The organism is Cupriavidus sp. 09_S30, from assembly GCF_056930435.1.
In genome coordinates this window covers 3,822,418-3,847,896 of sequence record NZ_JBXOWI010000001.1, presented here as the reverse complement: position 1 = coordinate 3,847,896, position 25,479 = coordinate 3,822,418, and the positions used below count along the sequence as shown (strand labels likewise).

The following is a 25,479-nucleotide window of genomic DNA, read 5'->3' as shown; positions in this document are numbered from 1 at the left end:
TGCGGCGCGCTCATGCCCCGCTTGGCGCGGACAGTTGCCCGGTCACGGGCCTACCGCGCCCGGCGGCCACCAGCAGCAACGCCGACAGCAAGGCGCAAGCGGCGCCGCAGCCGATCGACAGCGCATAGCTGCCGCGCAGGTCGAAGAGCAATCCACCGAGGCTGCCGCCGGCGATCGCCGCCAGGCCGACCGACAGATAGAGCGCACCAAGAATCGCCCCCAGCCGGCGGCTGCCGAACCAGTTTGCCGCGACCGCCGGATAGAGCGAAATACAGCCGCCGTTCGCCACGCCAAACAGCACGGCGAAGCTGGCGAGCAGCCACCAGCCGTCGGCTACAAGCCACCCCAGATTGAGCAGCGCCAGGGCTAGGGTCAGGCCGACCAGCAGGCGCAAGGGGCCGAGCCGGTCGCCGAGGGTGCCTAGACAGAAGCGTCCGAGCAGGTTGCCGATGCCGATCAGGCCGATCAGCAGGTTGGCCCGGACTGCCTCCACGCCGAGCTGCTGCGCATAGGGATTGATATGCACCAGCGCCAGGAACAGGCCGACGGAGCCCAGGAAGATAGCCAGGAAGTAATACCAGAAGCGTCCTCCACGCACCGCCTCGCCAAGGCCGATGCCGGACGCCGCTGTGGGCGCGGCGAGCGGGCGCTCGCCATCGGGGAACAGGCCAAGCTCCTCGGGCGAACCACGCATCAGCACGGCGGCCATCAGGCCAAGGCAGAGAATGCCCAGGGCGAAGACCCGCAGGGTGGTTTCCCAACTCGTCTGCTGCAACAGCAGCCCGGCCAGCGCCGGGCCGATAAAGGTGCCGAGTCCGGTGCCGGCCAGGGCGATGCCCGAAGCCCGGCTGCGTTGGCGCAGGAACCAGCGCTGGACCGCCGCCACCGCGGGCACGTAGACCAGGCCGACGCCCAGTCCGACGAACGAGCAGAAGCACAGCAGGAAAAGCCAAAGCGAACCCGTCATCAGGCTGCCAAGAAAAAAGCCCAGCGCCAGCGACACGATGCCCAGGCCTACCACCATGCGGGTTGAAATGCGGTCGGCCAGCGCGCCGGAGAACACGCCGACCGCGTAGTAGATGAACGCCGTGAGCGAGAAGATCGAGGCTACGGAAAAGCGCCCGGTCTCGAAGGCAGCCTGCATGTGCGTGAAGAACGCGCCGAAGGAGTAAGCGGCACCGAATATCAGTGCCAGCAGCAGATGCGCGGCAGCTACGACATACCAACCGGGAAACAGCGCTGAGCGTCTCATGATGGTGGATTCTTCCGATGAAGCCGGTGAATGCAGCGAGCAGCCGACAGGGCTTCCGCCGCTCTCGCGAGCTCTTTCCCCATTGCCGGCAAAGGGGAGGGCCTTCCAGCCTGATCGCCCGGTGGGCAATTACCTTGGCTCGATCACCTGTATATACAGGACATGTCAGGTTCGATCAATCATCGGAGTGGGTTGCGGCCGGTGATGCAGGCCGCGCTGACACGGGCCGTGATGACGCGTGTGCCGGTGTCGTATGCGCTCGACAGTTTGGCCGCCAAGGGTTTGTCCTATGAGGCAGGACTGTGCAGATTCTCTGGCGCGCCTGTACACCCAGCTTGCGCCGATGATCGGGTTCCCAGTGAGCCCGCCGGGCGCGCTGTCTCAACGCACAAGACTATTCCCGCCGCATCGCCGTGCAGCACCCGCACAAGAACGCACGGCATTCCGCTTCCATACATCCTGTACGGTTGCCCCTCACGCCAGCAATACGGTTTGCGCCCTTTCGGCTGACCGTATATTTCCGAAGCCATACGCGGCCCATACATTCAGCCAACCCAAGCCGCGTCATCGCAGCCGGCCCGCGCCGCGCGATACGTGGAAATGCAGGACAGGAAAGGAGTCCCGATGCGGTTGCTTCTCTCTATCTTCATGCCGCAGGCCAGCACCGCGATGCAATGGTGCGGGAGGCCGTCGCTTGCCGGCACATTGCCGCGGCAGCGTCCTGGCATAAGACCTTCGCCCGCAGTCTGTTGACTCTTGGCGAGCGAAGGCCCGTGCCTTAGCACCGCTCCCTGACCCGAACTCGCGGCATACCCGCCGCATTACACCGACGCACCACGCCACTCGCGCTACCCGCCGCGAAGGGGCTCCGCTTGCCCGCGTCCGGCAGCACGCATGCGCCTTACCCCTCGGCGCCTGCCCTGTCCTTGCAGTTGCAGCATCCAGTAAGTACCTGACCAGCATCTGACCAGCAGCGCGCATCCACACGCCAGCCGTGCCGCAGCGCTGCGGGCCGTCCGCAGAGATGGCCGTTTGTACAACATCGATGGAGACAGTCATGAACCGACGCAACCTGCTGAAACTGGCGGCTTGCTCCGCCGTGCCCTCTGGCCTGCTGCGCGCGCATTCGGCGCTGGCGGCGGAAGAGGCGATCGAGCTGGCTTACCTGATACCGATGTCAGGCCCCTTTGCCACCGATGCCAAGATCATAGACATGGGCTTGAAGCTGGCGGTGGAGCAGCAGGCCACCGTGCTGGGCAGGCGGGTGCGGGCCAGCGTGTTTGATACGGAGGGCAAGCCGGGCACGGCGGTGCGCAAGCTGCAGGAGGCCGCGCAGAAGCCGTCGATGCGTTTCTTCGCCGGCGGCGCGCTGTCTTCCGAGGCGCTGGCGATGGGCAAGGAGGCGGAGCGGCTGGGCGCCGTGTTCGCTACGGCGGCAGGGGCGGATGAGATCACGGGCAAGGATTGCAACCGCGCCACCTTCCGCTGGTCGGTGCCCACCTACGGCGCCATCGAGCGCACGGTGCGGCCCTTGATCGAGGCGATGCCGAAGGCCAAGCGCTGGTACACCATCACGCCGCAGTACGTGTTCGGCGACGGCCTGCTCTCGGCGGCGAAGACGGTGTTTGCGGAGAAGGGGGTGGAGCATGTGGGCAACAGCTACCACTCGCTGTCGCAGAAGGAGTTCAGCGGCTACCTGACCAATGCGCTGGCGGCCAAGCCCGATGTGTTGCTGCTGCTGAACTACGCCCAGCAGTCCACCGATGCGCTGCGCCAGGCGGTGAGCTTCGGCCTGAAGGAGAAGATGACCATCCTGGTGGCGTGGTCCTCCGGGCTGGAGCAGATGCAGGCGCTGGGGCCGGATATCTGCAACGGTGTGTACTTCGGCGCGCAGTACTGGCACACGGTGGCCACGCCGCGCAACCAGGACCTGGTGCGGCGCGCGAAGGCGGGCGGCATGACCCCCAACTACAACATGGTGGCCGGCTATGCCGTCGCGCGGCTGCTGCTGGACGGCATCATCAAGGCCGGCAACGTGGACCCGAAGGCGGTAGCGGCGGCCATCTCAGGCATGCAGTACGAGGGCCTGACCGGGCCGGAGACGGTGCGCGCGGCGGACCACCAGGTCATCAAGGACTACTACCTGCTCAAGGGCAAGCCGAAGGCGAGCATGCGCGATGCGGATGACTTCGTCGATATAGTCAGCGCGGGCAAGGCCTTCCTGCCGCCGGACAAGACGATGTGTCGCATGGCGTGATGGGGCTGGGCGAGGTGTGTGCGCCGGGGGCTTGTCTGGTGCCGCACCGTGCGCTATGGCATGCCGCCGATTGTGCCTTGCGCAATCCGTGACAAAGCTGCAAGAACTACCGTCGTTCCCGCCTGCGCGGGGACGACAACGTTCAGCTGTTGTCATGCATTGCAATCGTTCAATGGTGCCGCCTCGCGCCACCTCATGCCCCCATGCCGCCGGCAGGCGCCCAGCCCCGTGCCGCCCGGCGCGAGCCCGGTGCCCGCTGGCTCACCACCCTAATCCTTCGGCTGTCCTGTTATGAACGTCTACCTCTTGCAGGTGATCAACGGCATCGGCACCGGCATGCTGTACTTCCTGCTGGCCGTGGGCTTGTCGATCATCTTCGGCTTGCTGCGCTTCGTCAATTTCGCGCACGGCGCCTTCTACGCGCTGGGCGCTTATCTCTGCTTCCAGGCCCTGCAGATGGGCCTGAACTTCTGGGCCGCGCTGGTGCTGGCGCCCTTGCTGGTCGGCGCGCTCGCGTGGCTGATCGAGGTGGTCATGCTGCGCCGCGTGTACGCGCTGCCGCATGAGTTCCACATCCTCATCACCGTGGGCATCGCGCTGGCGGCGCAGGAGCTGCTGATCAGCGCCTGGGGCCCCGTCGGCGTAGACGTGCCGCCGCCGGCCGGGCTGGAGGGTGTGGTGATGTGGGGCAGCTTCGTCTATCCCAAGTACCGCCTCTTCGTGATCGGCTTCACCGCTGTGCTGGCGCTGGGACTGTGGTGGCTGCTGGAGGGCACGCGGCTGGGCAGCGCGGTGCGCGCGGGCAGTGAGTCCACCGAGATGGTGTCGCTGCTCGGCATCAATATCCACCGCCTGTTCGGGCTGATGTTCGCGCTGGGCGCGGGCACGGCGGCGCTGGCGGGCGTGCTGGCCGCGCCCATCCGCGGTGCCGATCCCTTCATGGGGCTGGAGGCCATCGGCGTGGCCTTCGTGGTGGTGGTGCTGGGCGGCCTGGGCAGCTTTGCCGGCGCGCTGGCCGGCGGCCTGCTGGTGGGCGTGGTGCAGGGCGTGATGAGCACGCTGTGGCCCGAGGGCGCCTTCCTGATGATCTATGTGGCGATGGCCGCGGTGCTGCTGCTGCGCCCGCACGGCCTGCTGGGGAGGGGATGATGCGCACGTTTGTATTCGATCGCGCGGGCTGGCTGGCGCTGGCCACCGCGTTGCTGCTGCCGCTGGTGCTGCCGTCCGGCACGCTGGCCACTGAAGTGCTGGTCTACGCCATGGCGGTGATGGCGTGCAACCTGCTGCTGGGTTTCACGGGTTTGCTGTCCTTCGGCCAGGGCATCTTCTTCGGGCTGGGCAGCTATGCGCTGGCGATTGCGCTGACGCGGCTGGCCTGGCCGCTGCCGGCGGCGCTGGCGCTGTCCGTCGGCCTGGGCGCGGCGGCGGCCGCGCTGGTGGGCTGGTTCGCCATCCGCCAGCGCGGCACCTACTTCGTGATGTTGACGCTGGCCTTCGCGCAGCTCTTCTACTTCCTCGCCTACACCACGCCGCAGATCACCGGCGGCGACAACGGCCTGCTCGACGTGCCGCGTCCGCCGCTGTCGCTGTTCGGCCTGCAGCTGGCCGCCCTGGACGGGGCCTGGGCCTTCTACGCCTTTGTCGCGGTGTGCTTCCTGCTGGTGTGCTGGGGCCTGCAGCGCGTGGCGTCGTCCGTCTTCGGCCGCACGCTGCTGGCCATCCGCGACAACGAGGACCGCGCCCAGGCGGTGGGCTACAACGTGCGCCACTTCAAGCTGCTCGCCTTCGTGCTGTCCGGTGCCGTCACCGGGCTGGCAGGCGGCCTGCACGCCATGCTGATGGGCATTGCGCCGCTCACCAGCATCGACTTCGTCACCGGCGAGATGATCTTGGTGATGACGGTGATCGGCGGCACCGGCAACCTGTTCGGCTCGGTGCTGGGCGCGGCTTTCTATGTGCTGATGTCCGACTGGCTTTCCAACCTGTGGCCGCGCTGGCTGATGGTGATGGGCTTCCTGCTGATCGGCGTGAGCCTGTTCGTGCGCGGCGGCTTGTGGGGGCTGCTGACGCTGCCCGCGCGCATGGCGGCGAACCGGCGCGCGCAGGGTGAGCCGGACAAGGGAGTGGCGCAGGCGATCAACGACACCGCGCCGCTGGCGCGCGAGGAGCAGGCATGAACCAGACCGCGCAGCAGGCGGCGCAGCAATCGTCGCCTCAACCGTCGTCCCATCACACGCAGCAAGCGGCCCGGCAGCCCATCCTCGAAGCGCGCGGCGTGGCCAAGCAGTACGGCAAGTTCACCGCGCTGGGCGGCGTGGACCTGCGCGTGCTGCCCGGCACCGTGCACGCGGTGATCGGCCCCAACGGCGCAGGCAAGACCACGCTCTTCCACATGCTGACGGGCACTGGCGCCGTCAGCGCCGGCAGCATCGTCTTCGACGGGCATGACGTCACGCACGAGGCCGACCACCAGCGCGTGCGGCGCGGCATGGCGCGCGCCTTCCAGGTGACCAGCCTGTTCGCCAACCTGAGCGTGCGCGAGAACCTGCGCCTGGCCGCGCTGGGCCCGCACGCGCGCCGCGCCATGCAGTGCTGGCGCCGCCCGGTGGGCGAGCTGGCCTGCGCCGACACGGTGGATGCCGTGCTCGCCCGCATGGAACTGAGCCACGTGGCCGACACCGAGGCCGCCACGCTCTCGCACGGCCAGCAGCGCCGGCTGGAAGTGGGTATGGCGCTGGCCGCGCGGCCGCGCGCCATCTTCCTCGACGAACCCACCTCCGGCATGGGCGTGGACGACCTGGGCGCGATGAAGCAACTCATCCGCGGCCTGGCCGCCGACCATACCGTGGTGCTGATTGAACACAATATGGAGATCGTGATGGAAATCTCCGACACCATCACCGTGATGCAACAGGGCAAGGTGCTGATGGAAGGCCCGCCCGCCGTGGTGCGCGCCGACCCGCGCGTGCGCGCGGCCTACCTGGGCAATATGATCACCGGAGGCGCGCGATGACATTGGACGTGCGCAATATCCACGGCTACTACGGCAAGAGCCACGTGCTGCAGGACGTCTCGCTCGCGGTGGGCGACGGCGAGCTGGTTGCGCTGCTGGGCCGCAACGGTGCCGGCAAGTCCACCACGCTCAAGGCCATCGCCGGCGTAGTGCGCCCGCGCGGCGGCCACGTGCGCTTCCAGGGCCGCGACGTCGCCGGCCAGCCGCCGCACCGCATCGCCGCCGCCGGCATCTGCCTGGTGCCGGAGCATCGCGGCATCTTCCGCCTGCTGAGCGTGGAAGAAAACCTCAAGCTCGGCGCCCGCCGCGATTCGCCCTGGCAGCTAGAAGACGTCTACCGCATCTTCCCGCGCCTGCGCGAACGCCGCCGCAACGGCGGCGCCCAGCTCTCCGGTGGCGAGCAGCAGATGCTCGCCATCGGCCGCGCGCTGATGAACCACCCGCGCCTGCTGATGCTGGACGAACCGGTGGAAGGACTGGCGCCCGTGATCGTCGAAGAGATCGTGGCCCAGCTCAAGACCATCAAGGCCGCGGGCATCGCCATCCTGCTGGTGGAGCAGAACCTGGAGGTGTGCATGCAGCTGGCGGACCGCATGGTGATCCTGGAGCAGGGCAGGGTGGTGTACGAGGGAGATAACGCTGCGTTCCGGGCGGATGGGGAGGTGAAGGATCGTTACCTGGGGGTGGGGTTGGCCACTGAGAGTGGCGCCTGACGGACACTGTGCGGCGGCCGTGGCCTGCGGATCGCCGCTAGCCTTCAGTGCCTTCCGCAACTTGCCGCCCGCGCCGGCTCCCACCCCCACGCCGATCCGCCAGCGGCAACCCACCCCGCTCCGCCATCCCCGCCGCCCGCTGCTCCAGCTTGCCCAATATCGCTTCGAGCTGCGCCACCTCGCCGCCATCGAGCGCGCCGAGCAGTTCGAGGTTGACTGCCTTCGTCACCGGAAACACTTCGCGGTATAGCGCCTCGCCTTCGGGCGTGAGCGCCAGCGCTACCTGGCGCGCGTCGCCCGCGCGGGCGGTGCGGCTGACCAGTTGTTTGCGCACCAGCTCGGAGACAGTGCGCGAGGCGCGCGGCCGGTCCAGGTGGGCCAGCGCGGCTAGGGCCGATAGCGTTGGCGCCGGGCCGCCAGCCTGCGTGCCCAGCAGGGCCAGCAGCCGCCATTCGCGGCGGGTGATGCCGAAGCGGCCTTCGCAGTGGCGGATGACGATGCCGCCGGCATTGGCCAGCAGGCCGCTCAGGCGGTAGAGCAGCAGGTCCTCGATCGACTGCGGTCGGTTCAGGCGCGCGGGTTCCGGCATGGTGTGGCCTTGTCTGGCAGCCCCAGGTTTACACGGGGGATGGTTGATTAGAACAACTGATTGTCCCCAACGTACATTGGCCTGACAACCCGGGATGACGGCAGGCAGGGGCGCCGCGGCGCTGGCCGTGGCCGCTGCCGCCGGCCATGCCAGGGTGCCCGTGAGAGGAGTTGGAGCCATGTCCGTTTGCCGTTCCCTGCCCCCAGGCCCGCGTTCCTTGCCGCGCCGCGCGACGTTGCGCCGCCTGCTGTGCACGCTGTCCTTGCTGCCCCTGTTGCCGCTGGGCTCCGTCACCCTGCACGCGCAGGAGCGTTACCCCGACAAGCCGGTGCGCTTCGTCAACAACTACCCGCCGGGCGGTCCGTCCGACATCCTGGCGCGCTCAGTGGCCCAGGTGCTGCAGGGCGAGTTCAAGCAGCCCTTCGTGGTGGAGAACAAGCCCGGCGCCAGCGGTAACCTGGGCGCGGGCGCGGTGGCGCGCAGCCCGGCCGATGGCTACACGGTGCTGTTCGGCATCGACACCACCTTCACGGTGAGTCCGCACATCTATCCCAGCATGCCGTTCCAGCCGGGCGACATGAAACCGCTGATGATCCTGGCTACATCGGGCCTGCTGGTGGGCGTGAACCCCGCCACGGGCATCGGCAGCATGCGCGAGCTGCTGGCGCGGGCCAAGGCGAAGACGCTGAACTTCAGCTCGGCCGGCAGCGGCAGCCCGGGTCATATCGCCGTCGAGGCCTTCCGCCGCGCCACCGGCGCCACGCTCAACCACGTGCCGTACAAGGGCAGCTCGTCGGCGGCCACGGCGGTGGTGGCGGGCGAGGTGGATGGGGGCATGCTGGCCACGCCGACGCTGCTGCCCTTCGTGCAGGCGGGCCGCGTCAAGGCACTGGCGGTGACCAGCACGCAGCGCTCGCCGCTGCTGCCGGACGTGCCCACGGTGGCAGAGCTGGGTTTCAAGCAACTGGAACATGAGGTGCTCTACGTGGCGATGGTGCCCGCGGCCACGCCCGAGCCGGTGCAGCGCCTGCTGGAGCGCGCCATCGCCGATGCGCTGGCGCGGCCCGATGTGCGCGCCCGCCTGCAGGCGCTGGATATGCGCGTGGATGGCACGCGCGGCGCACCGGCGGCACAGCGGCTGGCGGCGTTGTCGGAGCGCTACCGCCAGTTGATCGCCGCCAGCGGCATCCGCGCCGAGTGAGCGCGGCCAGAACGTCGGAAGGCCAGAACACCAGCGAACCATGAAACCCAACCTGATCTACATCGTCGCCGACGACCTCGGCTATGCCGACCTGGGCTGCTACGGGGGACGCGTACCGGTCTCGCCGGTGCTCGACAGCCTGGCCGCCAACGGCCTGCTGCTGACGCAGGGCTACGCCAATTCCCCGGTGTGCTCGCCCACCCGTTTCGCGCTGATGACGGCGCGCTACCAGTACCGCCTGCGCGGCGCCGCTGAGGAGCCGATCAGCAGCAAGCGGATCGGCACGCCGCAGGGTTTGCCACCTTCGCATCCAACGTTGCCCTCGCTGCTGCGCGACGCGGGCTACCGCACCGCGCTGATCGGCAAATGGCACCTGGGTTTCGCTCCGGCCTTCGGTCCGCTCTTGTCGGGCTACCAGGAGTTCTTCGGCCCCATGGCCGGCGGCGTGGACTACTTCACCCACTGCGATTCCACTGGCCGCCATGACCTGTGGCACAACGACGAGCCGCACCAGGAGCCCGGCTACCTGACCGACCTGCTGTCACGCCGCGCTGTGGATTACGTGGAGCGCATGGCGGCCGGGAGCGAGCCCTTCTTCCTCAGCCTGCACTACACCGCGCCCCACTGGCCGTGGGAAACGCGGGAAGATGCCGCGCTGGCACCGCAGGTGAGCAACAACCTCTTCCACCTCGACGGCGGCAATATCCACACCTACCGCCGCATGATCCACCACATGGACGAAGGCATCGGCTGGCTGGTGGAGGCCCTGCGCCGGCACGGCCTGCTCGACAACACGCTGATCGTCTTCACCAGCGACAACGGCGGCGAGCGCTTCTCCGACAACTGGCCGCTGGTCGGCGGCAAGATGGACCTGACCGAGGGCGGCATCCGCGTGCCCTGGATCGCGCACTGGCCGGATGTGGTCGCGCCGGGCGGCACCAGCGCGCAGCCATGCATGACCATGGACTGGTCCGCCACCATGCTCGACGCCGCCGGCGTGGCGCCCGACCCGGCCTACCCGCTCGACGGCGTTTCGCTGATGCCGCTGCTGCGCGAGGCCGGCCACCGCTTCCCCCGTCCGCTGTACTGGCGCATGAAGCACCGCGGCCAGCGCGCCATGCGCGACGGCGACTGGAAGTACCTGCAGGTGGACGGTCACGACTACCTGTTCGACCTGAGCCGCGATGAACGCGAGCGCGCCAACCGGGCTGCGCGCGAGCCCGAGCGCCTGGTGGCGATGCGCGAAGCCTGGGAGTCGTGGAGCGCGGCGATGCCGCCGATACCGGAGGAAGCAACGGTCAGCCTCGGCTATTCGGTGGCGGATATGCCGCAGCGCTGACTCTCGCTTGACACGTTTCTCGGCCACATGCTCTAATCCAACCCGCATTCTGAATTGGGTCGACGCCCATGCCAACCTGCCTCCCCGGGCAAGGTGGATCGCGAGAGCGGATGTGGCTCCTGATGGAGCAAGCAAGCGGGTAGAGCGTCGACCCTCCTTGAACGGAGGGTTTTTTGTTTTCTGACTCAGCCATTCCCAAAGACGTCATCCAGGCCTACCTGGAAACGCACTATCACGTGCACGGCCAGGCGCCGACCACCTTGAAGGTGGGCGAGGACAACCCGCAACTGGCCGCGCTGCACGCCGCGGCCGGCGTGGACTGCAGCGCCTTCATCACGGCGTGGAACCCCTTCAGCGAGCAGCAGGATTCCGCTCGCAATCATGAGCGGCAGCAGGCACTGGCGCAGACGCTGCAGCAGCGCGGGCTGGCCTTCGTCGATGGCATCGGCCAGCATCCCTCCAACGAATGGCCTGGCGAGGCGAGCTTCCTCGTGCTTGGCATCGGCCTTGACGATGCCAAGGAGCTGGGCGTGCAGTTTGGCCAGAACGCCATCGTCTGGTCAGGCGCGGATGCCGCGCCGCAGTTGGTGCTCTTGCGCTAAGTCCGCACGCAAGCAGCGATGCCATAAGCAACGCAATCAGAAATGGAAACGGCTGGTCCGCCGCCCCGCACGGGGACAGGACCGGGGGGATTTGTTCCAGCTTGCCGCCCCCGACGCTTGGTCAAACGCGGCTAAACAGGAGAGATTCATGACGATTCGCAACGGGCTCTTTACCTCGGAATCCGTTTCCGAAGGCCACCCGGACAAACTGGCCGATCGCATTTCCGATCGCATCCTCGACGCCTTCCTGGCGCGGGATCCCCATGCTCGCGTGGCTTGCGAGACGCTGCTGGCGGACCAGTGCGTGATTGTGGCGGGCGAGTTCAAGACGCGGCACCGGGATGACTTCGAGGCGGTACGCGCGTCGGCCGACACTCTCGTGCGCGAAGTGCTGCGCGAGTCCGGCTACCGCGATGCCGAGACGGGCATCGACCCGCAGCGCTGTGAGATTCAGATCCGCTTCAATGGCCAGTCGCAAGACATCAGCCAGGGCGTCGATCGTGCCGACGGCATCCTGGGCGCGGGGGACCAGGGGCTGATGTTCGGCTATGCCACCGACGAGACGCCGGAGCTGATGCCGGCCCCGATCGTCTACGCGCATCGACTCGTGCGGCGGCAGGCGGAGCTGCGCAGGCTTGGCACGTTGCCCTGGCTCCAGCCGGATGCCAAGTCGCAGGTGAGCTTCCGCTACGTCGACGGGCGGCCCACGCAGATCGAAGCCGTGGTGCTCTCGACGCAGCACGATGCAGGGATTGAGCTGGAAGCGCTGCGCGCCGCCGTGCTGGAGCAGGTGATCGAGCCGGTGATTCCGCCACAGCTGCGCGCCCCGGGGCTGCGCTGCCTGATCAACCCGACGGGGCGTTTCGTCACGGGCGGCCCGAAGGGGGATGCCGGACTGACTGGCCGCAAGATCATCGTCGACACCTACGGTGGCGCCGCGCCCCACGGCGGCGGCGCATTCTCCGGCAAGGACCCGTCCAAGGTGGACCGCTCGGCGGCCTATATGGCGCGCTTCCTCGCCAGGCAAGTGGTGGCGCGCGGCTGGGCGCGGCGCGCCCTGGTGCAGCTTGCCTACGCGATCGGCGAGGCGGAGCCGGTGAGCTTCCTGGTCGAAACGTATGGGACTGAAGCCGAGACCGGACGAGACATCGCCGCCGAGCTCGCACGCGAGTTCGACCTACGGCCGCAGGGCATCATTGAAACCCTGGACCTGCTGCGGCCCATCTACTATCCGACCGCCGCATACGGCCATTTCGGCCGTGACGACATCGGCCTGCCTTGGGAGAAGTGATGGGATGATTTGCAGGCGGGAGAGCGTTGCAAGGTGCGCCAGGCGTGAGCCCGCCTATGTCGGGGCCACGCGGCGAGCAAATGTCAGAAAGGCAATAGTCTGCGGTGTGGCCGTCGCCAAGGAAAATTGTGGAAGGGGATGACCGATGAGCAATGATGGATTCCTGGGGTTGGCGCAGCAGTACCCTGCCAACGCCGAGCTGGGTGGCCTGGTAGGGCTGCTGGTAGGAGATGCGCTTGGCGTACCGTATGAGTTTCACCCGCCACAGCGGCTGCCGGCGCGCAAGCAGATTGAGATGCAACCCCCTGCCGGCTTCCCCCGTGCGCATTCCGGCGTGCCGGTGGGGACGTGGTCCGATGACGGTGCGCAGGCCTTGTGCCTGCTGGCCACCCTCGTCGAACAGGGAAGGTTCTCGCTGGTCGATTTCTCCGACCTGCTGCTGCGCTGGCTGGACCGCGGCTACATGGCAGTCGATGACAGGGTCTTCGACGTCGGGATCCAGACGGCAGACGCGCTGGACAATCTGCGCGACGGTGTGTCAGCGCGCGAGTCGGGCGGGGCGGATGTTATGGACAACGGCAACGGCAGCCTGATGCGCTGCCTGCCGCTTGCCCTGCTCCACGCGGGGAGCGACACAGCACTCGTGCGCGAGGCCCACCTGCAATCGCTGCCCACGCATGCCCATCCTCGCTCGCAGGTGGCGTGCGCCTTTTACTGTCTCGTCGCCACAGGCTACCTGCAGGGCCTGGCAGACCCGTGGGCGCCGGCAGACAGCCGTCTCGAAGCGGTCTACCAGGCGTGGCCCGATGCAAGGGAAGGCAGCGAGTATCTCCGTGAGCTGGATGTGCTGCGAAGCTTTCCGCAGCACGATACGCCGCGCGGCACCGGCTATGTGCTCGACACGCTCTGGTCGGCGCGGCGGGCGCTCGAAGAGCCGACGTTCGAGGACGTGGTCAGGAAGGCCATCCTGTTCGGCAATGACACCGACACGACTGCCTGCGTCGCCGGCGGCCTGGCGGGCATCCGCTTCGGGCTCGGCGGCATTCCGGCGCGGTGGCTCGAACGGCTGCGAGGCTATGACATCGTCGCGCCTATCCTTCCCGGCTTCCTGCCGAGGATTTCAAAAGAAGGCATTTCCCGCGCTTGAGTCGTCGATGGCGCACGACGCGCCGACCGGATGGCGGTATGCTCCAAGCGTCTGAGGACAACGCGCACGACCATGCTGTCACGCACCACCACGTACCAAGCAACGTCCCGCGCGCCGCTGCGCCGCCTCGCCCTGGCCGCAGCCGGCGCCATGCTGCTGGCCGACGCCATCTCCCTGATGGCGATCGGCCTGTTCAACTTCGGCGTGGTCCTGCCCGCCGCAATCGGCACGGCCTTCCTTGCCCTGTCATGGCGCTGGCAAGCCGTGGCGAAATGGCGCGCGGCCAGCGCGTGGCGCCGGTGGCTATGGCGGGCAGGGTGGGTGGCATTCGCGGTGTGGCTGGCAAGCGTTGCCGCGTTCTTTCACACCCTCAGCCGCGAGATGGCCGAATCCGCACCGAAGGCAGCGGCAGCCAAGGCCATCGTGATACTCGGCTCCGGCACACCCAATTGCACCCCCTCGCCCACGTTGGCGGCACGCCTGAATGTGGGCCTGGCGCTGGCGCGGCAGTGGCCGGCGGCGCGGGTGGTGGTGAGCGGCGGGCAGGATTTCATGGAGGGCTGCCGCGAGGCGGACGTCATGGGGAACTACCTGGTGGCGCATGGCCTGTCCGCGGACCGCCTGATCCGCGAAGGGCGCAGCACCAGCACCGAGGAGAACCTGCGCTTCAGCCGCGAATTGCTGGCGAAGCAAGGTGTGGGCGCTGGCGACCCGCTGGTCGTGGTGACCAGCGATTTCCACCTGATGCGGGCCAAGCGGATCGCGTACAAGGAGGGCTTCCGGCAGGTGGCCGGGGCGGCGGCGCCTACGCCCTTGTACCTGCGCTATAACGCGTGGCTGCGGGAGTATTTTGCGTTGATCAGTGGGTGGGTTTTGCGGGAATACTGAGCGTGGCCCTCGCCTCATTCACAGTTGTGCGACCAGGGACTGAGGTCATGAGGATCGGCTCCTTGGTATTCCATTCTCCAACCTTGTCATGTCGTTATGACGCCAAGGGCAATCGCCGGCGCGCTCGACAATATTGTTCAATTGACGGTGCGATACACCACCGCACCTCAGCGCGCCGGCTGAGGTGCCGAGCCACTCAGCCTCAAGCCTCACGCCATCCCCCTCACGGATGCCACGTCGCCGGCTTCCCGATCTGCATCGGCGGCCGTTGACTCCCCGCCATCGCATAAGACAAGCGGTTCGCCGCATCCATCACCGTCTGCGCATGCTCCATCAAGCGCGCTTCATCCAGCCGCGCGGTCGGCCCGGAAATGCACATCGATCCCAGCAGCCGCCAGTGCAGCCGTCTTCGGTCTGCACGACGATGATGGCGTAACCGCCCTCCTCAAAGACTGACGAGCGGCTCGCACGCATATGCCTGATGCAGGCGCTCGACGAACGCAGGCGCTGCAGGCAACACGACGGAGCCGACCTGCGTCACGGCAATGCCGGGCGTCCACGAATTCATCACGACAGCGCCGGACATCGCCGCCACATCGACGGGCGTTACGATCAGCGAGCGCTGCGGCACGCCCAAGTGTTCCAATTGCCGTTGGACGATGGCCATCGTCGTGCCTTGAAGCATGGCGGCCTCTGGCCATACGACGGCCTCGCCGTCCCAGAACGCAAGGTTCCAGATGGACGCTTCGCTAAGTCGTCCCTCGCGATCCATGAATGCCGCATCGTTGAATCCGCGTTCGGCCGCCTGACGAAGAAAGTACGTTTTCGCCATTTCTCCGACATGCTTGATGTGCGCAAGCGCGCGTTCATGCTCAAACACCGCAAGACGCAGTGGGCCGCGAGGCCCCGACGATGGCGCATCGGTACGAACGAGTACCTCAGGTGGGGCATCTGGCCCCGCTACGACAAATTCACCGGCGGGCGAGTACACCGTTGCGCTCAATGAAAGATCGGCAGATGGTGTCGGTATGGCGGCCCGAATGCAGGTCCGAATGTGCTCGTCCGTCAGCGCGACGCCAAATAATTCCATCGACGCGCGACGCAAACGGTCGAGATGCAAATCCAAACCGCGCACTTTCCCACCTCGAACCTGCATGGCGGTGAAATGCGCATAGCCTGCGAACGCCAGCGGTGCAAGATCGGCGGCAGTTGCCCTCTGACCATTTCGCTGCGCAACCAGAGTCATGATGAACCTCGAATGTCATGTGAAGAGATTCAAGGCTAAACTCTGACAGCACTGTCAAGGTCAAGGCCCATCATGCGAATTGGAGAATTGGCGAGCGCCACGGGCGTGAGCGAACGGATGTTGCGCTACTACGAGCAGGAGGGGCTGCTGCGCCCCGGACGAACGGAGGCCGGCTACCGCATCTACGGCGAACCGGAATTGATGGCCGTGCGGCGCATTCGTCTGCTCAGCGCATCGGGACTGAAGATCGACAGCATCCGCATGCTGCTGCCGTGCATGGTCGGCGCAGCCGGCGACGGGGCCGCGTTTCAACCCTGCGACGATGTGCGAGACATCCTGCGCAGCGAAGTCGAGAAACTCGACGCCAAACTGCGCGACCTTGGTGAAAGCCGGCACATCGTCGCCAGCTTCCTCAACGACATTGAGCCGACGCAATAGCCGGAATCGTCGCTATGTGAAGATGGGCGTGGCGGCGACGAGGAGCACCTTGGCCGTGCTGACGTGCGCTGACCCAGGCGTGGCTGTCCGGGGGCTTGCAGAGGTGACGGGCCGCGATCTGCTGATGCCGCTGGGCGCCGGGACGTGATGCATGTGGGGCGGCGATGGACCGCTGGCCGGCGCCAGTCTTGCCTGGTCTCGGCCGCGGGCGAATTCTCCCTACCGCTCCCGCCGACCTTGCCGCCTGGCGCGGCCTCGCCAATGCCGACGGTGAGCTATACGTCCGATGTGAGACGTCTAGATGAGTGGCCGATATGGTCCATCTTCTCATCCAGGTTCCAGCCTGCTCAAATAGTGGCCTACCGATCTCCCGCCTCGCCCCACCATGAGCGACCCAAACAGTGCGGTAATTTCAAGCCAGCCGGACACCACCGACGCTTCCGCGCGCCGCCGTTCCCTGATCGCAGCCTGCGGCGCCCACGCAGTGCATGACGGCCTGACCGACGTCATCTATGTGCTGCTGCCGATCTGGCAATCGCAGTTCGGCATCAGCTATGCGCTGGTGGGGCTGCTGCGCGGGTCCTATTCCGGCACGATGGCTGGCTTCCAGTTGCTGGCCAGCCGGGCGGCGAAGCGCTGGGGGCGGGAGCGCATGCTGGTGGGCGGGACGGCGCTCGCCGGTGTCGCCTACCTGGTCGCCGGCCAGGCCGGGGGCTTGACGGTATTGTTGGCGGCGCTGGTGCTGGGCGGCTTGGGTGCCAGTACCCAGCACCCGCTCGCGTCTTCTATGGTCACCGATACCCATGAGGCGGGCGGCGGGGTCAAGGAGGCGCTGGCACAGTACAACTTTGCCGGCGATATCGGCAAGACGCTGATACCAGGGCTGGTGGGCTTGTTGCTGGCGGTGGTGAGCTGGCGGACCAGCGCGACGCTGATGGGCCTGCTCGGCCTGGCCGCAGCTGGTCTGTTGTGGTGGCTGATTCCGGCACGGGTCAAAGCGACAACCGGCAAGGGGAAAGCCGCCAAGGCGATCACAGGAAGCGGCTCGGCCGGCGGGTTGCGCGCGCTGCTGCTGACCGGCACCTTGGACAGTGCGGTACGGATGGGGTTTCTTACCTTCCTGCCGTTCCTGCTGAAGAGCAAGGGCGCTGGGACGGCAGGCATCGGTGTCGCGCTGTCGCTGCTGTTCGTGGGCGGCGCGTTCGGCAAGTTGTTCTGCGGCTATCTGGGGGCGCGCATCGGCATGATGAAGACGGTGTGGCTGACGGAGTCCGCCACATCGCTGCTGATCCTGCTGGCGGTGTGGTTGCCGCTTTCCGGCGTGATGGCGATGCTGCCGCTGCTGGGGCTTGCCTTGAACGGGACGTCTTCGGTGCTGTATGGCGCGGTGCCGGAGTTGGCGGGCGCGGGCAAGCGCGAGCAGGCGTTCGCGCTTTTCTACACCGGCACCATTGGCGGTGGGGCGCTGTCTCCCGTGTTGTTCGGGCGCCTGGGCGATGCCGCGGGGGTTCCCACCGCGGTGATCGCGTTGGCGGCCGTGCTGCTGCTCACCTTGCCATTGTCGTGGCGGGTGCAGAAGGGCTTGGGCGGCTGACCGGATGCAGCCATGCGCGCAAGGACCTGCGCCAGTGCGTGCCTGGCGCGCTGCGATGCCAGCTCCTTCGATGGGCCTATCCGATCGAGCCGGCTCTGCGACGCGCTGGGGGCAGCACTAGTGCAGGCGGAACCCTCCCACCGCGCCGGCAAGGCTGGCCGCCTGCGACTGCAGCGCTTCCGCCGCCGCCGATGACTGCTCCACCAGCGCCGCGTTCTGCTGCACCATCTGGTCGAGCTGGCTGACGGCCTGGTTCACCTCCTGGATGCCGCGCGTCTGCTCGTTGGCGGCCTGCGAGATCTCGGAAATGATGCGGCTGACCTTGCCCACGTCGCCAACGATGCTCTGCATGGTGTCGCCGGCGCGGCGCACCTGGCCGGAGCCGGTGTTGACGCTGCCCACCGTGGTCTCGATCAGCGTCTTGATTTCCTTGGCGGCCTGCGCGCTGCGCTGGGCCAGGGCGCGTACCTCTCCTGCCACCACGGCGAAGCCGCGGCCCTGTTCGCCGGCGCGCGCGGCTTCGACGGCGGCGTTCAGCGCGAGGATGTTGGTCTGGAAGGCGATGCCTTCGATCACGCCGATGATGTCGGACACCTTGACCGCGGCGTTTTCGATGGCGCCCATGGTGACGATGGCGTCGTGGATGGCGGTGCCGCCGTTGCCGGCAACCTTGGCCGCGGCGTCGGCGAGCTGGTCGGCCTGCTGGGCGGAGCTGGCGGACTGGCCGACGGTGGCGGTGATCTGTTCCATCGAGGCGGCGGTCTGCTGCAGGCTGGCCGCGGCGGATTCGGTGCGGCGCGAGAGGTCGGCGTTGCCGCTGGCGATTTCGTTGGCGGCGGCGTGCACGGAGTCGCTGGCGTCGCGGATGCGGCGCATCACGCCGGTGAGATTGTCGGCGAAGGCGTTGAAGGCCTGGGCGATCTGCGCGGTCTCGTCGCGGCCGTCGGCGGGCAGGCGGCGGGTGAGATCCGCGTCGCCGCTGCCGATGTCGCGCATCGCATCGCGGATCTGCGACAGGCGGCGGAAGGACACCGCCGTGGCACCCGCGACGATGACGGCGCCCAGCGCGGCGATCACCACCAGCGCCAGCAGCGAGCTCCACAGCATGGAGCGCATGCCGGCGGTGGCTTCGCGCTGGTCCAGCGCCACCACGGCGGTCCAGTCGGTGCCGGGCACGGCGCGCGCGTGCAGCAGCTTGGGCGTGCCGCCCACGTCCACGCGCAGCATGGTCTTGGCGGAGACCAGCGCGGCCAGCTTACCGGCATCCAGCGCGGGTACCACGTCAGACACGGGCTTGAGCGTGAGCTTGTCGTCCGGGTGGGCGACGATCTCACCGCCCTTGGCCACCAGCATGCCGAAGCTGGCCGGCGTGGGGTGGATGGACTTCACGTTGGCCACCACGGCGTCCATGGCCACGTCGCCGGACACCACGGCCTTGAGCGTGCCGTCCTGCCGCACCGGCACGGCGAAGGCCACCACCAGCTTGCCGCTGCCGGCGTCCACATAGGGCGGTGTCACCACCGGCTTGCCCGCGTTCGCGGCCTGCTGGTACCAGGGGCGCACGGTGGGGTTATAGCCGGGCGGGATGCCGGTGGGGTTGGAAAAGCGTGCGGTGTGGTCGGCATAGCCGACATACACATTGGTGAAGCCGCCGGCGGCAGCCACTTGCTTGAGCGCGGCCTCGGGCTCGGCCTGCAGCACGGCGTCCTGCAGCGACGCGATCATCTGCACGTGGCTGGCGACCCAGTCGGCCATGGCGCCGACATGGCCGCTTTCGACAGCGGCGAGCGAGTCTTCGATGGCCACGTCGTTGTAGCGGTCGGCCACGACATAGTTGAGGACGGCATTGATGGTAAGCGCTGCCGTCACGATGGCCACGGATAGGGCCACGATGCGGGCGCGGATGGACGAGAACATAGGATGGGTCTTCCTGTCAGGGTGCCCGGGTAGGGCGAGGGCGCGGTAAATCGGAGGGATTTACGGATCGCCTGGCAGGGACTTGAGGAAAACCGTGGGAAAGCGCCGCATGAGTTGCACGGCCGTGCGGCTGCAGTGTCATATGGGCCACTTGGCGGGGGCGCCGGGTGAGCGGCCCTGTCGAGAGCGCGCATTTTGGGTGTGTGATGTGTGCAGCACGTCAGTGGCGTGCCGTGGCGCCCATTAGCCCCGCGCAGGGGGGATGCCGTACGGCTGTTGGGTGCAAGACTGACGCCGCCCCGGACAAGGACGCGATGGCGCCACGTTACGCGATATCGGCAACGGACAGCAGATCGTGGCTGCCAGCGCCCGCCCTCTCCCCCGCCCCTCTCCCGCAAGCGGGAGAGGGGAGCAAACCGACGTGGCACGAGACGCAGAGCACCAGTCGAAGCCGACAGGATGCGCCAACGCCGCTGGCCAAGCATGGTGTCTTGACCCCCTCTCCCCTCATGGGGAGAGGGCCGGGGTGAGGGGTGGTCTAGCAAGGCGCCACGAACAACGGAGCCGTCGGTGTTGTCCAGCACGCCAAGGCGAGACGAAGCCGACAAGATGCGCCAACACCGTGGGCCAAGCATATTGTCTTGACGGTGTTGTCCAGCACGCCAAGGCGAGACGAAGCCAACAAGATGCGCCAACACCGTGGGCCAAGCATATTGTCTTGACCCCCTTGTATGTTTCCATCAGCCCGAATCGAAGCCAGGATTTGCAGTCCTATTGCCAAGGAAAGATCAAAGGTTTATAGGACAGTGCTGTCGATAGGGCGGAACTTCGCCACCGGTACGCCAAACCTGAAACCCCTCGGAGCCTGAAGCTCGCGGGAGAGCATGTGGTCAACGTACGGGTCCGCTTCATCCATTTCGTATAACCCGAACAGTTGCCAATTTTGAATATGCATCCGCAAGGCAGGGAACCGAATGACGGGCGTCCACGGCCCACCGCAGGGATTGATGTGTCCAAGGAGCATCTTGATGCTTGCTGGATGGATCAGTCGCTGCGGGTAGGCAATGAGGCGTCGGGATGGGGCGAGTTGATAGCGAAGTTCAAGGCGTGCGATGTCGACCTGGTTGTGGTTGAAGCGACCGGCGGCTACGAGCGAGGCCTGGTACGGGCGCTGCAGCAAGAAGGAGTGGAAGTTGCGCGGGTGAATCCGCGTCAGGCTCGCGACTTTGCTAAGGCGATGGGCGAGTTAGCCAAGACAGACCGGATCGACGCGCGAGGGTTGCGCGACTTTGCCGATGTGCTGGCACGCCATCCGGATCGCCACAAGTACCTCACGGCACCGCTGGAGGCGCACCGGGAGTCGCTGGCGGCGCTGATGATTCGGCGGCGCCAGTTGGTGGAGATGCGAGTGGCCGAAGGCAATCGGCTGGAGAAGGCGGGGCCGAAGACGGCGCGCAGCATCCGCGCAGTGATACGCACGCTGGACAAGCAGATTGCCGAGATCGACTCGGATCTGGATGACCACATCGAGCAGCACTTCAAGGAGCAGCGCAAGCTGCTCGATAGCGTCAAGGGTGTCGGGGCGGTGACGACCATGACATTGCTGGCGGCGCTGCCGGAGCTGGGCAAGCTTGGGCGCCGGGCGATCAGCAAGCTCGTTGGCGTTGCGCCACTGGCTTGTGATTCCGGCAAGCGCCAGGGGACCCGATGTATCTGGGGTGGGCGTGCAGACGTGCGGGCGGTGCTTTACATGGCCACCCTGTCGGCGATGCGTTACAACCCGGCGATCGCGGCTTTCCGGCAGCGTTTGCTGGCCGCCGGCAAGCCCAAGAAGGTCATGATCGTCGCTTGCATGCGCAAGCTGCTGACCATCCTCAATGCTATGGCCAGGGATGGCGCCCTATGGGATCCAACCAGGCATGCTTCACAGGCCCTCCAGCCTTGACTTGAAACACAGTTGCTCTCCCCTCATGGGGAGAGGGCCGGGGTGAGGGGTGGTCTAGCAAGGCGCCACGAACAACGAAGCCCGCGGTGTGGTCCAGCACGCCGACGCCCAGACGAAGCCGTCGGTGTTATCCAGCACGTCGCCGTTTGCCAGCGCTCGCCCTCACCCCCGGCCCCTCTCCCGCAAGCGGGAGAGGGGAGAAACCGTCGGTCATCCTGATGGCGCTTCTAAGTCTTCGAATGATTGCGCGCGGCCATGGCCTCCCGCACGCCGCGGCGCACTCTGTTGACGATCGTGGCCAGCGACAGCAGCGACATCACCACCCACAGCAGGAATCCGTAGCGGCCCGGCCCCAGGCCGACGGCGATCCAGCACGCCAGCACGCCCAGCACCAGCGCGCGCTCGCGCTTGCCGAGCGGCCCGTCGCGGCGACGGCTCGCGCCCGCCAGCGGCCCCATCAGCCCCGCGCATTCCGCCACCACCGTCAGGATGGCGAACACCACCACCGCGCCCCCGCCGAACGGTGAGGAAAAGGCGAAGGGCGCAATCAGCGCCAGGTCGGAAACGATGTCGCCCAGCTCGACCAGGTACACGCCGAGTACGCCTTGCAGTCCTTGCTCGCGGCCGAGCATGGCGCCGATGTCATCCAGCGCCATTCGCGCGAACAGCCACAGCGGCATCAGCAGGAAGACGGCTGGCACCCACGCCGCCACCGCGCCCACCAGCGCGGCGACGGTGAATGAGCCGGCCACGGCGGCCAGTGTCACCTGGTTGGCCGTGACGCCTTGCTCGGCCAGGCGCTGCGCCTGGGTGTGCAGCCATGCCTGGAACCTGGGTTGGATCTCGGAGAGGGTCATGTCGGTATCGGCCTGCCGGATCGGCGCGCCGGAGAATGCGGGGGATGCCCAATGGTAACCAAGTGCACGAGGCGATGACCGCGCGGGGGCTGAGACCGGGCAGGCCGGCATCCGGCGGCCTTGACCTGTCCTCGATGTGCCCCCAACCCGTTCTCAACCCATCCCATACACCTCTCGCGCGGCTTCCCGCAATGCCGCCGCCATCAGTTGCGCCGCCGGCGAGGCCAGCCGGTCGGTGCGCATGATGAGGCCGAAGTCGTCCATGTGGCAGGGCATGGGCATCGGCAGGATGGCCACCATGCCGTGGTCCGCGTAGTAGTGCGCCACATCGGCGGCCAGCACGGCCAGCATGTCGCTTTGCGCCAGCATGCGCGTCAGGAAGAGCAGGGCGGCGGTTTCCACCACCTTGGCCGGCGGCGACAGGCTCTCGCGCTGGAACATCAGGTCGAAGCGGTGGCGTAGCACGCTGCCGGCCGGCGGCACGATCCAGGTGGCGTCGTGCAGGTCGGCCAGCGTGAGCCCTCTGGCATCGAGCAGCGGGTGGCCGGGCCGCGTGACCGCGCAGGCGGGCTCGTCCGCCAGCGGCTCATAGCTGAGGTGAAGCTTGTCGTGCTCGGCGAACAGGCGGCCGACCATGAGATCCAGCTTCTCCTGCCCGAGGCGCTCCAGCAGCACGTTGCTGTTCTCGATTTCCAGCGACACCCGCAGGCCAGGGTGCTCGCGCTTGAGCCGGGCCACGGCCGGCGGCAGCAGCTTGACCGCAGGCGAGGTGATGGCACCCACCGCCACCTGGCCCAGGTGACCGGCCTTCAGCGCCTGCACTTCTTCCTGGGCCTGGTCCAGGCTGCCGACCACCGCGCGGGCGTGCCGGATCATCGCCTCGCCGTAGAGGGTGGGGCGCATGCCGCGCGGCAGGCGTTCGAACAGCGGCACCTGCAGCATGTCCTCCAGCTCGCGCAGCAACTTGGACGCGGCGGGCTGCGTCATGTTGAGCGCGGCCGCGGCGCGGTGGATGTTGCCTTCCTCGGCCAGTGCCACCAGCAGCAGCAATTGCCGGGTCTTCAGACGGGTGCGGATGTACCAGGGGGTGCCGTCCCGTGCCGTTCTCGGCACAGCTGGATCGGGGTTTACGCTGATATTCATATGGATATCGGTCAGTCCGAAACTTTCATTGGAAGGTTATCAGATTGACTCGTACACTGCGCCCTGTCCGAAAAGCAAGAAAACCACAGCCACGGAGACAAGCCGCCCGTTCCGCGCGGCCGCGCACCACCCCGCCGGGGCGGCGCACGGTCCCCGCCGCGCCGACCGTCTCCCGCGCATATCCATCCCGCCCTTTCGCGACCCAGCCGTCCGTGCCACGCCAGGCCTTGCCTGGGGGCCGCAGCGGCCGGCGCGCCGGGGCCCGAGCTACCCGTCTCCAGGAATTCCAGGAATCCGCCATGCCGGAATCGAAACCGAAATCCAAGCTGCGCTCCGCCCAATGGTTCGGCACCGCCGACAAGAACGGCTTCATGTACCGGAGCTGGATGAAGAACCAGGGCATCCCTGACCATGAGTTCGATGGCCGTCCCGTCATCGGCATCTGCAACACCTGGTCCGAGCTGACGCCTTGCAATGCGCATTTCCGCAAGCTCGCCGAGCACGTCAAGCGCGGCATCTACGAAGCCGGCGGCTTCCCGGTGGAGTTCCCGGTGTTCTCCAACGGCGAGTCCAACCTGCGCCCCACCGCCATGCTCACGCGCAATCTGGCGGCCATGGACGTGGAGGAGGCCATCCGCGGCAATCCCATCGACGCCGTGGTGCTGCTGGCCGGCTGCGACAAGACCACGCCCGCGCTGCTGATGGGCGCGGCCAGCTGCGACGTGCCGGCCATCGTCGTCAGCGGCGGGCCCATGCTCAACGGCAAGCTCGACGGCAAGGACATCGGCTCGGGCACGGCCGTGTGGCAACTGCATGAGTCGCTCAAGGCGGGCGAGATCAACCTGCACCAGTTCCTGTCGGCTGAGGGCGGCATGTCGCGTTCGGCCGGCACCTGCAACACCATGGGCACCGCTTCGACCATGGCCTGCATGGCCGAGGCGCTGGGCGTGACGCTGCCGCACAACGCCGCCATCCCGGCGGTGGACGCGCGCCGCTACGTGCTGGCGCATATGTCCGGCATCCGCATCGTGGAGATGGCCAAGGAGGGACTGACGCTCTCGCGCATCCTGACGCGCGCCGCCTTCGAGAACGCGATCCGCGCCAACGCGGCCATCGGTGGCTCCACCAACGCCGTGATCCACCTCAAGGCGATCGCCGGCCGCATCGGTGTGCCGCTGGAACTGGAGGACTGGACCCGCATCGGCCGCGACACGCCGACCATCGTCGACCTGATGCCCTCGGGCCGCTTCCTGATGGAGGAGTTCTACTACGCCGGCGGCCTGCCCGCGGTACTGCGCCGGCTCGGCGAGGCGGCGCTGCTGCCGCACCCGGACGCGCTCACCGTCAACGGCAAGTCGCTGTGGGAGAACGTGAAGGAAGCGCCCAACTTTGATGAGGAAGTGATCCGCCCGCTGGACCGCCCGCTGATCGCCGACGGTGGCATCCGCGTGCTGCGCGGCAACCTGGCGCCGCGCGGCGCGGTGCTCAAGCCATCGGCCGCCACGCCCGAGCTGCTCAAGCACCGCGGCCGCGCCGTGGTGTTCGAGAACCTGGAGCACTACAAGGAGCGCATCGTCGACGAGACGCTGGAGGTCGATGCCAGCTCGGTGCTGGTGATGAAGAACTGCGGTCCCAAGGGCTACCCCGGCATGGCCGAGGTGGGCAATATGGGCCTGCCGCCCAAGCTGCTGCGCCAGGGCGTGAAGGACATGGTGCGCATCTCCGACGCGCGCATGAGTGGTACCGCCTACGGCACCGTGGTGCTGCACGTGGCGCCCGAGGCCGCCGCAGGCGGGCCGCTGGCCGCGGTGCGCGATGGCGACTGGATCGAGCTCGACTGCGATGCCGGCACGTTGCGGCTGGACATCGACGACGCGGAGCTGGCGCGCCGCATGGCGGAATTGGCGCCGCCGCGCGGCCATGGCGACGGCGGCTACCAGCGCCTCTACGTGGACCACGTGCTGCAGGCCGACGAAGGCTGCGACCTGGACTTCCTGGTGGGCTGCCGCGGCGCGGCCGTGCCCCGCCACTCGCACTGAGGCGCCGG

General features: G+C 67.4%; 21 protein-coding genes, 1 pseudogene and 1 riboswitch. Of the genes and pseudogenes, 15 read left to right on the top strand and 7 right to left on the bottom strand.

Translation table 11 applies throughout. From position 1 onward, the window contains the following. Positions 1-10 precede the first annotated feature (10 nt). Positions 11-1,252 (bottom strand): MFS transporter, encoded by a 1,242-nt coding sequence (locus AC1Z3O_RS17980; RefSeq protein ID WP_483517048.1) that lies wholly within the window; start codon positions 1,250-1,252, stop codon positions 11-13. Positions 1,253-2,309: 1,057 nt separating this feature from the next. Between AC1Z3O_RS17980 and AC1Z3O_RS17975 the strand changes: the two genes are divergently transcribed. The 5 genes from AC1Z3O_RS17975 to AC1Z3O_RS17955 all read left to right on the top strand — a co-directional run bounded on the left by AC1Z3O_RS17975 (position 2,310) and on the right by AC1Z3O_RS17955 (position 7,235). Further along, positions 2,310-3,509, top strand: coding sequence for an ABC transporter substrate-binding protein (locus tag AC1Z3O_RS17975; protein WP_483517047.1), 1,200 nt, complete (start codon positions 2,310-2,312; stop codon positions 3,507-3,509). A gap of 291 nt (positions 3,510-3,800) precedes the next feature. Beyond that, positions 3,801-4,658: a branched-chain amino acid ABC transporter permease gene (locus AC1Z3O_RS17970; RefSeq protein WP_483517046.1), complete on the top strand. Its 858-nt coding sequence runs from the start codon at positions 3,801-3,803 to the stop codon at positions 4,656-4,658. Then, positions 4,655-5,686: a branched-chain amino acid ABC transporter permease gene (locus tag AC1Z3O_RS17965; RefSeq protein ID WP_483517045.1), complete on the top strand. Its 1,032-nt coding sequence runs from the start codon at positions 4,655-4,657 to the stop codon at positions 5,684-5,686. The genes AC1Z3O_RS17970 and AC1Z3O_RS17965 overlap by 4 nt, the downstream gene beginning before the upstream one ends. Then, a complete protein-coding gene (locus AC1Z3O_RS17960; RefSeq protein ID WP_483517044.1) occupies positions 5,683-6,522 on the top strand; it encodes an ABC transporter ATP-binding protein in 840 nt (279 codons plus the stop codon). Before AC1Z3O_RS17965 ends, AC1Z3O_RS17960 begins: the two co-directional genes overlap by 4 nt. Continuing rightward, a complete protein-coding gene (locus AC1Z3O_RS17955; protein WP_483517043.1) occupies positions 6,519-7,235 on the top strand; it encodes an ABC transporter ATP-binding protein in 717 nt (238 codons plus the stop codon). The genes AC1Z3O_RS17960 and AC1Z3O_RS17955 overlap by 4 nt, the downstream gene beginning before the upstream one ends. A gap of 37 nt (positions 7,236-7,272) precedes the next feature. Here AC1Z3O_RS17955 and AC1Z3O_RS17950 read toward each other — a convergent pair whose 3' ends face one another. Further along, on the bottom strand, positions 7,273-7,824 hold the full coding sequence (locus AC1Z3O_RS17950) for a MarR family winged helix-turn-helix transcriptional regulator (RefSeq protein ID WP_483517042.1): 552 nt from the start codon (positions 7,822-7,824) through the stop codon (positions 7,273-7,275). 178 nt (positions 7,825-8,002) lie between these two features. Here AC1Z3O_RS17950 and AC1Z3O_RS17945 point away from each other — a divergent pair, with 178 nt between their 5' ends. The 6 genes from AC1Z3O_RS17945 (at position 8,003) to AC1Z3O_RS17920 (ending at position 14,292) form a co-directional block, all read left to right on the top strand. Beyond that, complete coding sequence (locus tag AC1Z3O_RS17945) at positions 8,003-9,025, top strand: Bug family tripartite tricarboxylate transporter substrate binding protein (protein WP_483517041.1); 1,023 nt, start codon at positions 8,003-8,005, stop codon at positions 9,023-9,025. Positions 9,026-9,065: 40 nt separating this feature from the next. Next, on the top strand, positions 9,066-10,364 hold the full coding sequence (locus AC1Z3O_RS17940; protein ID WP_483517040.1) for a sulfatase family protein: 1,299 nt from the start codon (positions 9,066-9,068) through the stop codon (positions 10,362-10,364). 39 nt (positions 10,365-10,403) lie between these two features. Then, positions 10,404-10,509, top strand: a riboswitch (SAM-I-IV-variant riboswitch). Positions 10,510-10,537: 28 nt separating this feature from the next. Further along, positions 10,538-10,966 (top strand): DUF3293 domain-containing protein, encoded by a 429-nt coding sequence (locus tag AC1Z3O_RS17935; protein WP_483517039.1) that lies wholly within the window; start codon positions 10,538-10,540, stop codon positions 10,964-10,966. Between the two features lie 148 nt (positions 10,967-11,114). After that, positions 11,115-12,257, top strand: coding sequence for a methionine adenosyltransferase (metK, locus tag AC1Z3O_RS17930; protein WP_483517038.1), 1,143 nt, complete (start codon positions 11,115-11,117; stop codon positions 12,255-12,257). A 169-nt stretch (positions 12,258-12,426) separates the two neighbouring features. Then, the gene (locus AC1Z3O_RS17925) at positions 12,427-13,404 is read left to right on the top strand and encodes an ADP-ribosylglycohydrolase family protein (RefSeq protein ID WP_483517037.1); all 978 of its coding nucleotides are present in this window, start codon (positions 12,427-12,429) and stop codon (positions 13,402-13,404) included. 150 nt (positions 13,405-13,554) lie between these two features. Continuing rightward, entirely contained in the window at positions 13,555-14,292 is a 738-nt protein-coding gene (locus AC1Z3O_RS17920) for a YdcF family protein (RefSeq protein ID WP_483517036.1), read from the top strand. A 223-nt stretch (positions 14,293-14,515) separates the two neighbouring features. Here the strand turns inward: AC1Z3O_RS17920 and AC1Z3O_RS17915 are convergent. Together AC1Z3O_RS17915 and AC1Z3O_RS17910 are read right to left on the bottom strand one after the other, a co-directional pair. Further along, positions 14,516-14,695 (bottom strand): annotated as a pseudogene (locus AC1Z3O_RS17915) (IclR family transcriptional regulator); the annotation flags it as partial. Positions 14,696-14,737: 42 nt separating this feature from the next. Beyond that, positions 14,738-15,538 carry an aminotransferase class IV family protein gene (locus tag AC1Z3O_RS17910; protein ID WP_483517035.1) on the bottom strand — a complete coding sequence of 267 codons (801 nt, stop codon included), beginning with the start codon at positions 15,536-15,538 and terminating at the stop codon, positions 14,738-14,740. Positions 15,539-15,610: 72 nt separating this feature from the next. On the opposite strand from AC1Z3O_RS17910, the gene AC1Z3O_RS17905 reads away from it, so the two are divergent. Further along, complete coding sequence (locus AC1Z3O_RS17905; protein WP_483517034.1) at positions 15,611-15,976, top strand: MerR family transcriptional regulator; 366 nt, start codon at positions 15,611-15,613, stop codon at positions 15,974-15,976. Positions 15,977-16,361: 385 nt separating this feature from the next. Further along, entirely contained in the window at positions 16,362-17,570 is a 1,209-nt protein-coding gene (locus AC1Z3O_RS17900) for an MFS transporter (RefSeq protein WP_483517033.1), read from the top strand. Between the two features lie 117 nt (positions 17,571-17,687). Here the strand turns inward: AC1Z3O_RS17900 and AC1Z3O_RS17895 are convergent, their stop codons facing one another. Further along, a complete protein-coding gene (locus tag AC1Z3O_RS17895) occupies positions 17,688-19,487 on the bottom strand; it encodes a methyl-accepting chemotaxis protein (protein WP_483517032.1) in 1,800 nt (599 codons plus the stop codon). Between the two features lie 949 nt (positions 19,488-20,436). Between AC1Z3O_RS17895 and AC1Z3O_RS17890 the strand changes: the two genes are divergently transcribed. After that, positions 20,437-21,432, top strand: a complete 996-nt coding sequence (locus tag AC1Z3O_RS17890) for an IS110 family RNA-guided transposase (protein ID WP_483515946.1) — start codon at positions 20,437-20,439, stop codon at positions 21,430-21,432. Positions 21,433-21,659: 227 nt separating this feature from the next. Here AC1Z3O_RS17890 and AC1Z3O_RS17885 read toward each other — a convergent pair whose 3' ends face one another. Then, complete coding sequence (locus AC1Z3O_RS17885) at positions 21,660-22,289, bottom strand: CDP-alcohol phosphatidyltransferase family protein (protein WP_483517031.1); 630 nt, start codon at positions 22,287-22,289, stop codon at positions 21,660-21,662. A gap of 153 nt (positions 22,290-22,442) precedes the next feature. Beyond that, positions 22,443-23,432, bottom strand: coding sequence for a LysR family transcriptional regulator (locus AC1Z3O_RS17880; protein WP_483517030.1), 990 nt, complete (start codon positions 23,430-23,432; stop codon positions 22,443-22,445). Between the two features lie 299 nt (positions 23,433-23,731). Here AC1Z3O_RS17880 and AC1Z3O_RS17875 point away from each other — a divergent pair, with 299 nt between their 5' ends. Then, entirely contained in the window at positions 23,732-25,471 is a 1,740-nt protein-coding gene (locus AC1Z3O_RS17875) for an IlvD/Edd family dehydratase (RefSeq protein WP_483517029.1), read from the top strand. The last annotated feature ends 8 nt before the right edge of the window (positions 25,472-25,479 follow it).

Coding starts and splice junctions, on each gene's coding strand:
- AC1Z3O_RS17980 (WP_483517048.1), bottom strand. CDS start 1,252: ATGAGACGCTCAGCGCTGTTTCCCGGTTGGTATGTCGTAGCTGCCGCG.
- AC1Z3O_RS17975 (WP_483517047.1), top strand. CDS start 2,310: ATGAACCGACGCAACCTGCTGAAACTGGCGGCTTGCTCCGCCGTGCCC.
- AC1Z3O_RS17970 (WP_483517046.1), top strand. CDS start 3,801: ATGAACGTCTACCTCTTGCAGGTGATCAACGGCATCGGCACCGGCATG.
- AC1Z3O_RS17965 (WP_483517045.1), top strand. CDS start 4,655: ATGATGCGCACGTTTGTATTCGATCGCGCGGGCTGGCTGGCGCTGGCC.
- AC1Z3O_RS17960 (WP_483517044.1), top strand. CDS start 5,683: ATGAACCAGACCGCGCAGCAGGCGGCGCAGCAATCGTCGCCTCAACCG.
- AC1Z3O_RS17955 (WP_483517043.1), top strand. CDS start 6,519: ATGACATTGGACGTGCGCAATATCCACGGCTACTACGGCAAGAGCCAC.
- AC1Z3O_RS17950 (WP_483517042.1), bottom strand. CDS start 7,824: ATGCCGGAACCCGCGCGCCTGAACCGACCGCAGTCGATCGAGGACCTG.
- AC1Z3O_RS17945 (WP_483517041.1), top strand. CDS start 8,003: ATGTCCGTTTGCCGTTCCCTGCCCCCAGGCCCGCGTTCCTTGCCGCGC.
- AC1Z3O_RS17940 (WP_483517040.1), top strand. CDS start 9,066: ATGAAACCCAACCTGATCTACATCGTCGCCGACGACCTCGGCTATGCC.
- metK (WP_483517038.1), top strand. CDS start 11,115: ATGACGATTCGCAACGGGCTCTTTACCTCGGAATCCGTTTCCGAAGGC.
- AC1Z3O_RS17920 (WP_483517036.1), top strand. CDS start 13,555: ATGCTGCTGGCCGACGCCATCTCCCTGATGGCGATCGGCCTGTTCAAC.
- AC1Z3O_RS17910 (WP_483517035.1), bottom strand. CDS start 15,538: ATGACTCTGGTTGCGCAGCGAAATGGTCAGAGGGCAACTGCCGCCGAT.
- AC1Z3O_RS17905 (WP_483517034.1), top strand. CDS start 15,611: ATGCGAATTGGAGAATTGGCGAGCGCCACGGGCGTGAGCGAACGGATG.
- AC1Z3O_RS17900 (WP_483517033.1), top strand. CDS start 16,362: ATGAGCGACCCAAACAGTGCGGTAATTTCAAGCCAGCCGGACACCACC.
- AC1Z3O_RS17895 (WP_483517032.1), bottom strand. CDS start 19,487: ATGTTCTCGTCCATCCGCGCCCGCATCGTGGCCCTATCCGTGGCCATC.
- AC1Z3O_RS17890 (WP_483515946.1), top strand. CDS start 20,437: ATGCATCCGCAAGGCAGGGAACCGAATGACGGGCGTCCACGGCCCACC.
- AC1Z3O_RS17885 (WP_483517031.1), bottom strand. CDS start 22,289: ATGACCCTCTCCGAGATCCAACCCAGGTTCCAGGCATGGCTGCACACC.
- AC1Z3O_RS17880 (WP_483517030.1), bottom strand. CDS start 23,432: ATGAATATCAGCGTAAACCCCGATCCAGCTGTGCCGAGAACGGCACGG.
- AC1Z3O_RS17875 (WP_483517029.1), top strand. CDS start 23,732: ATGCCGGAATCGAAACCGAAATCCAAGCTGCGCTCCGCCCAATGGTTC.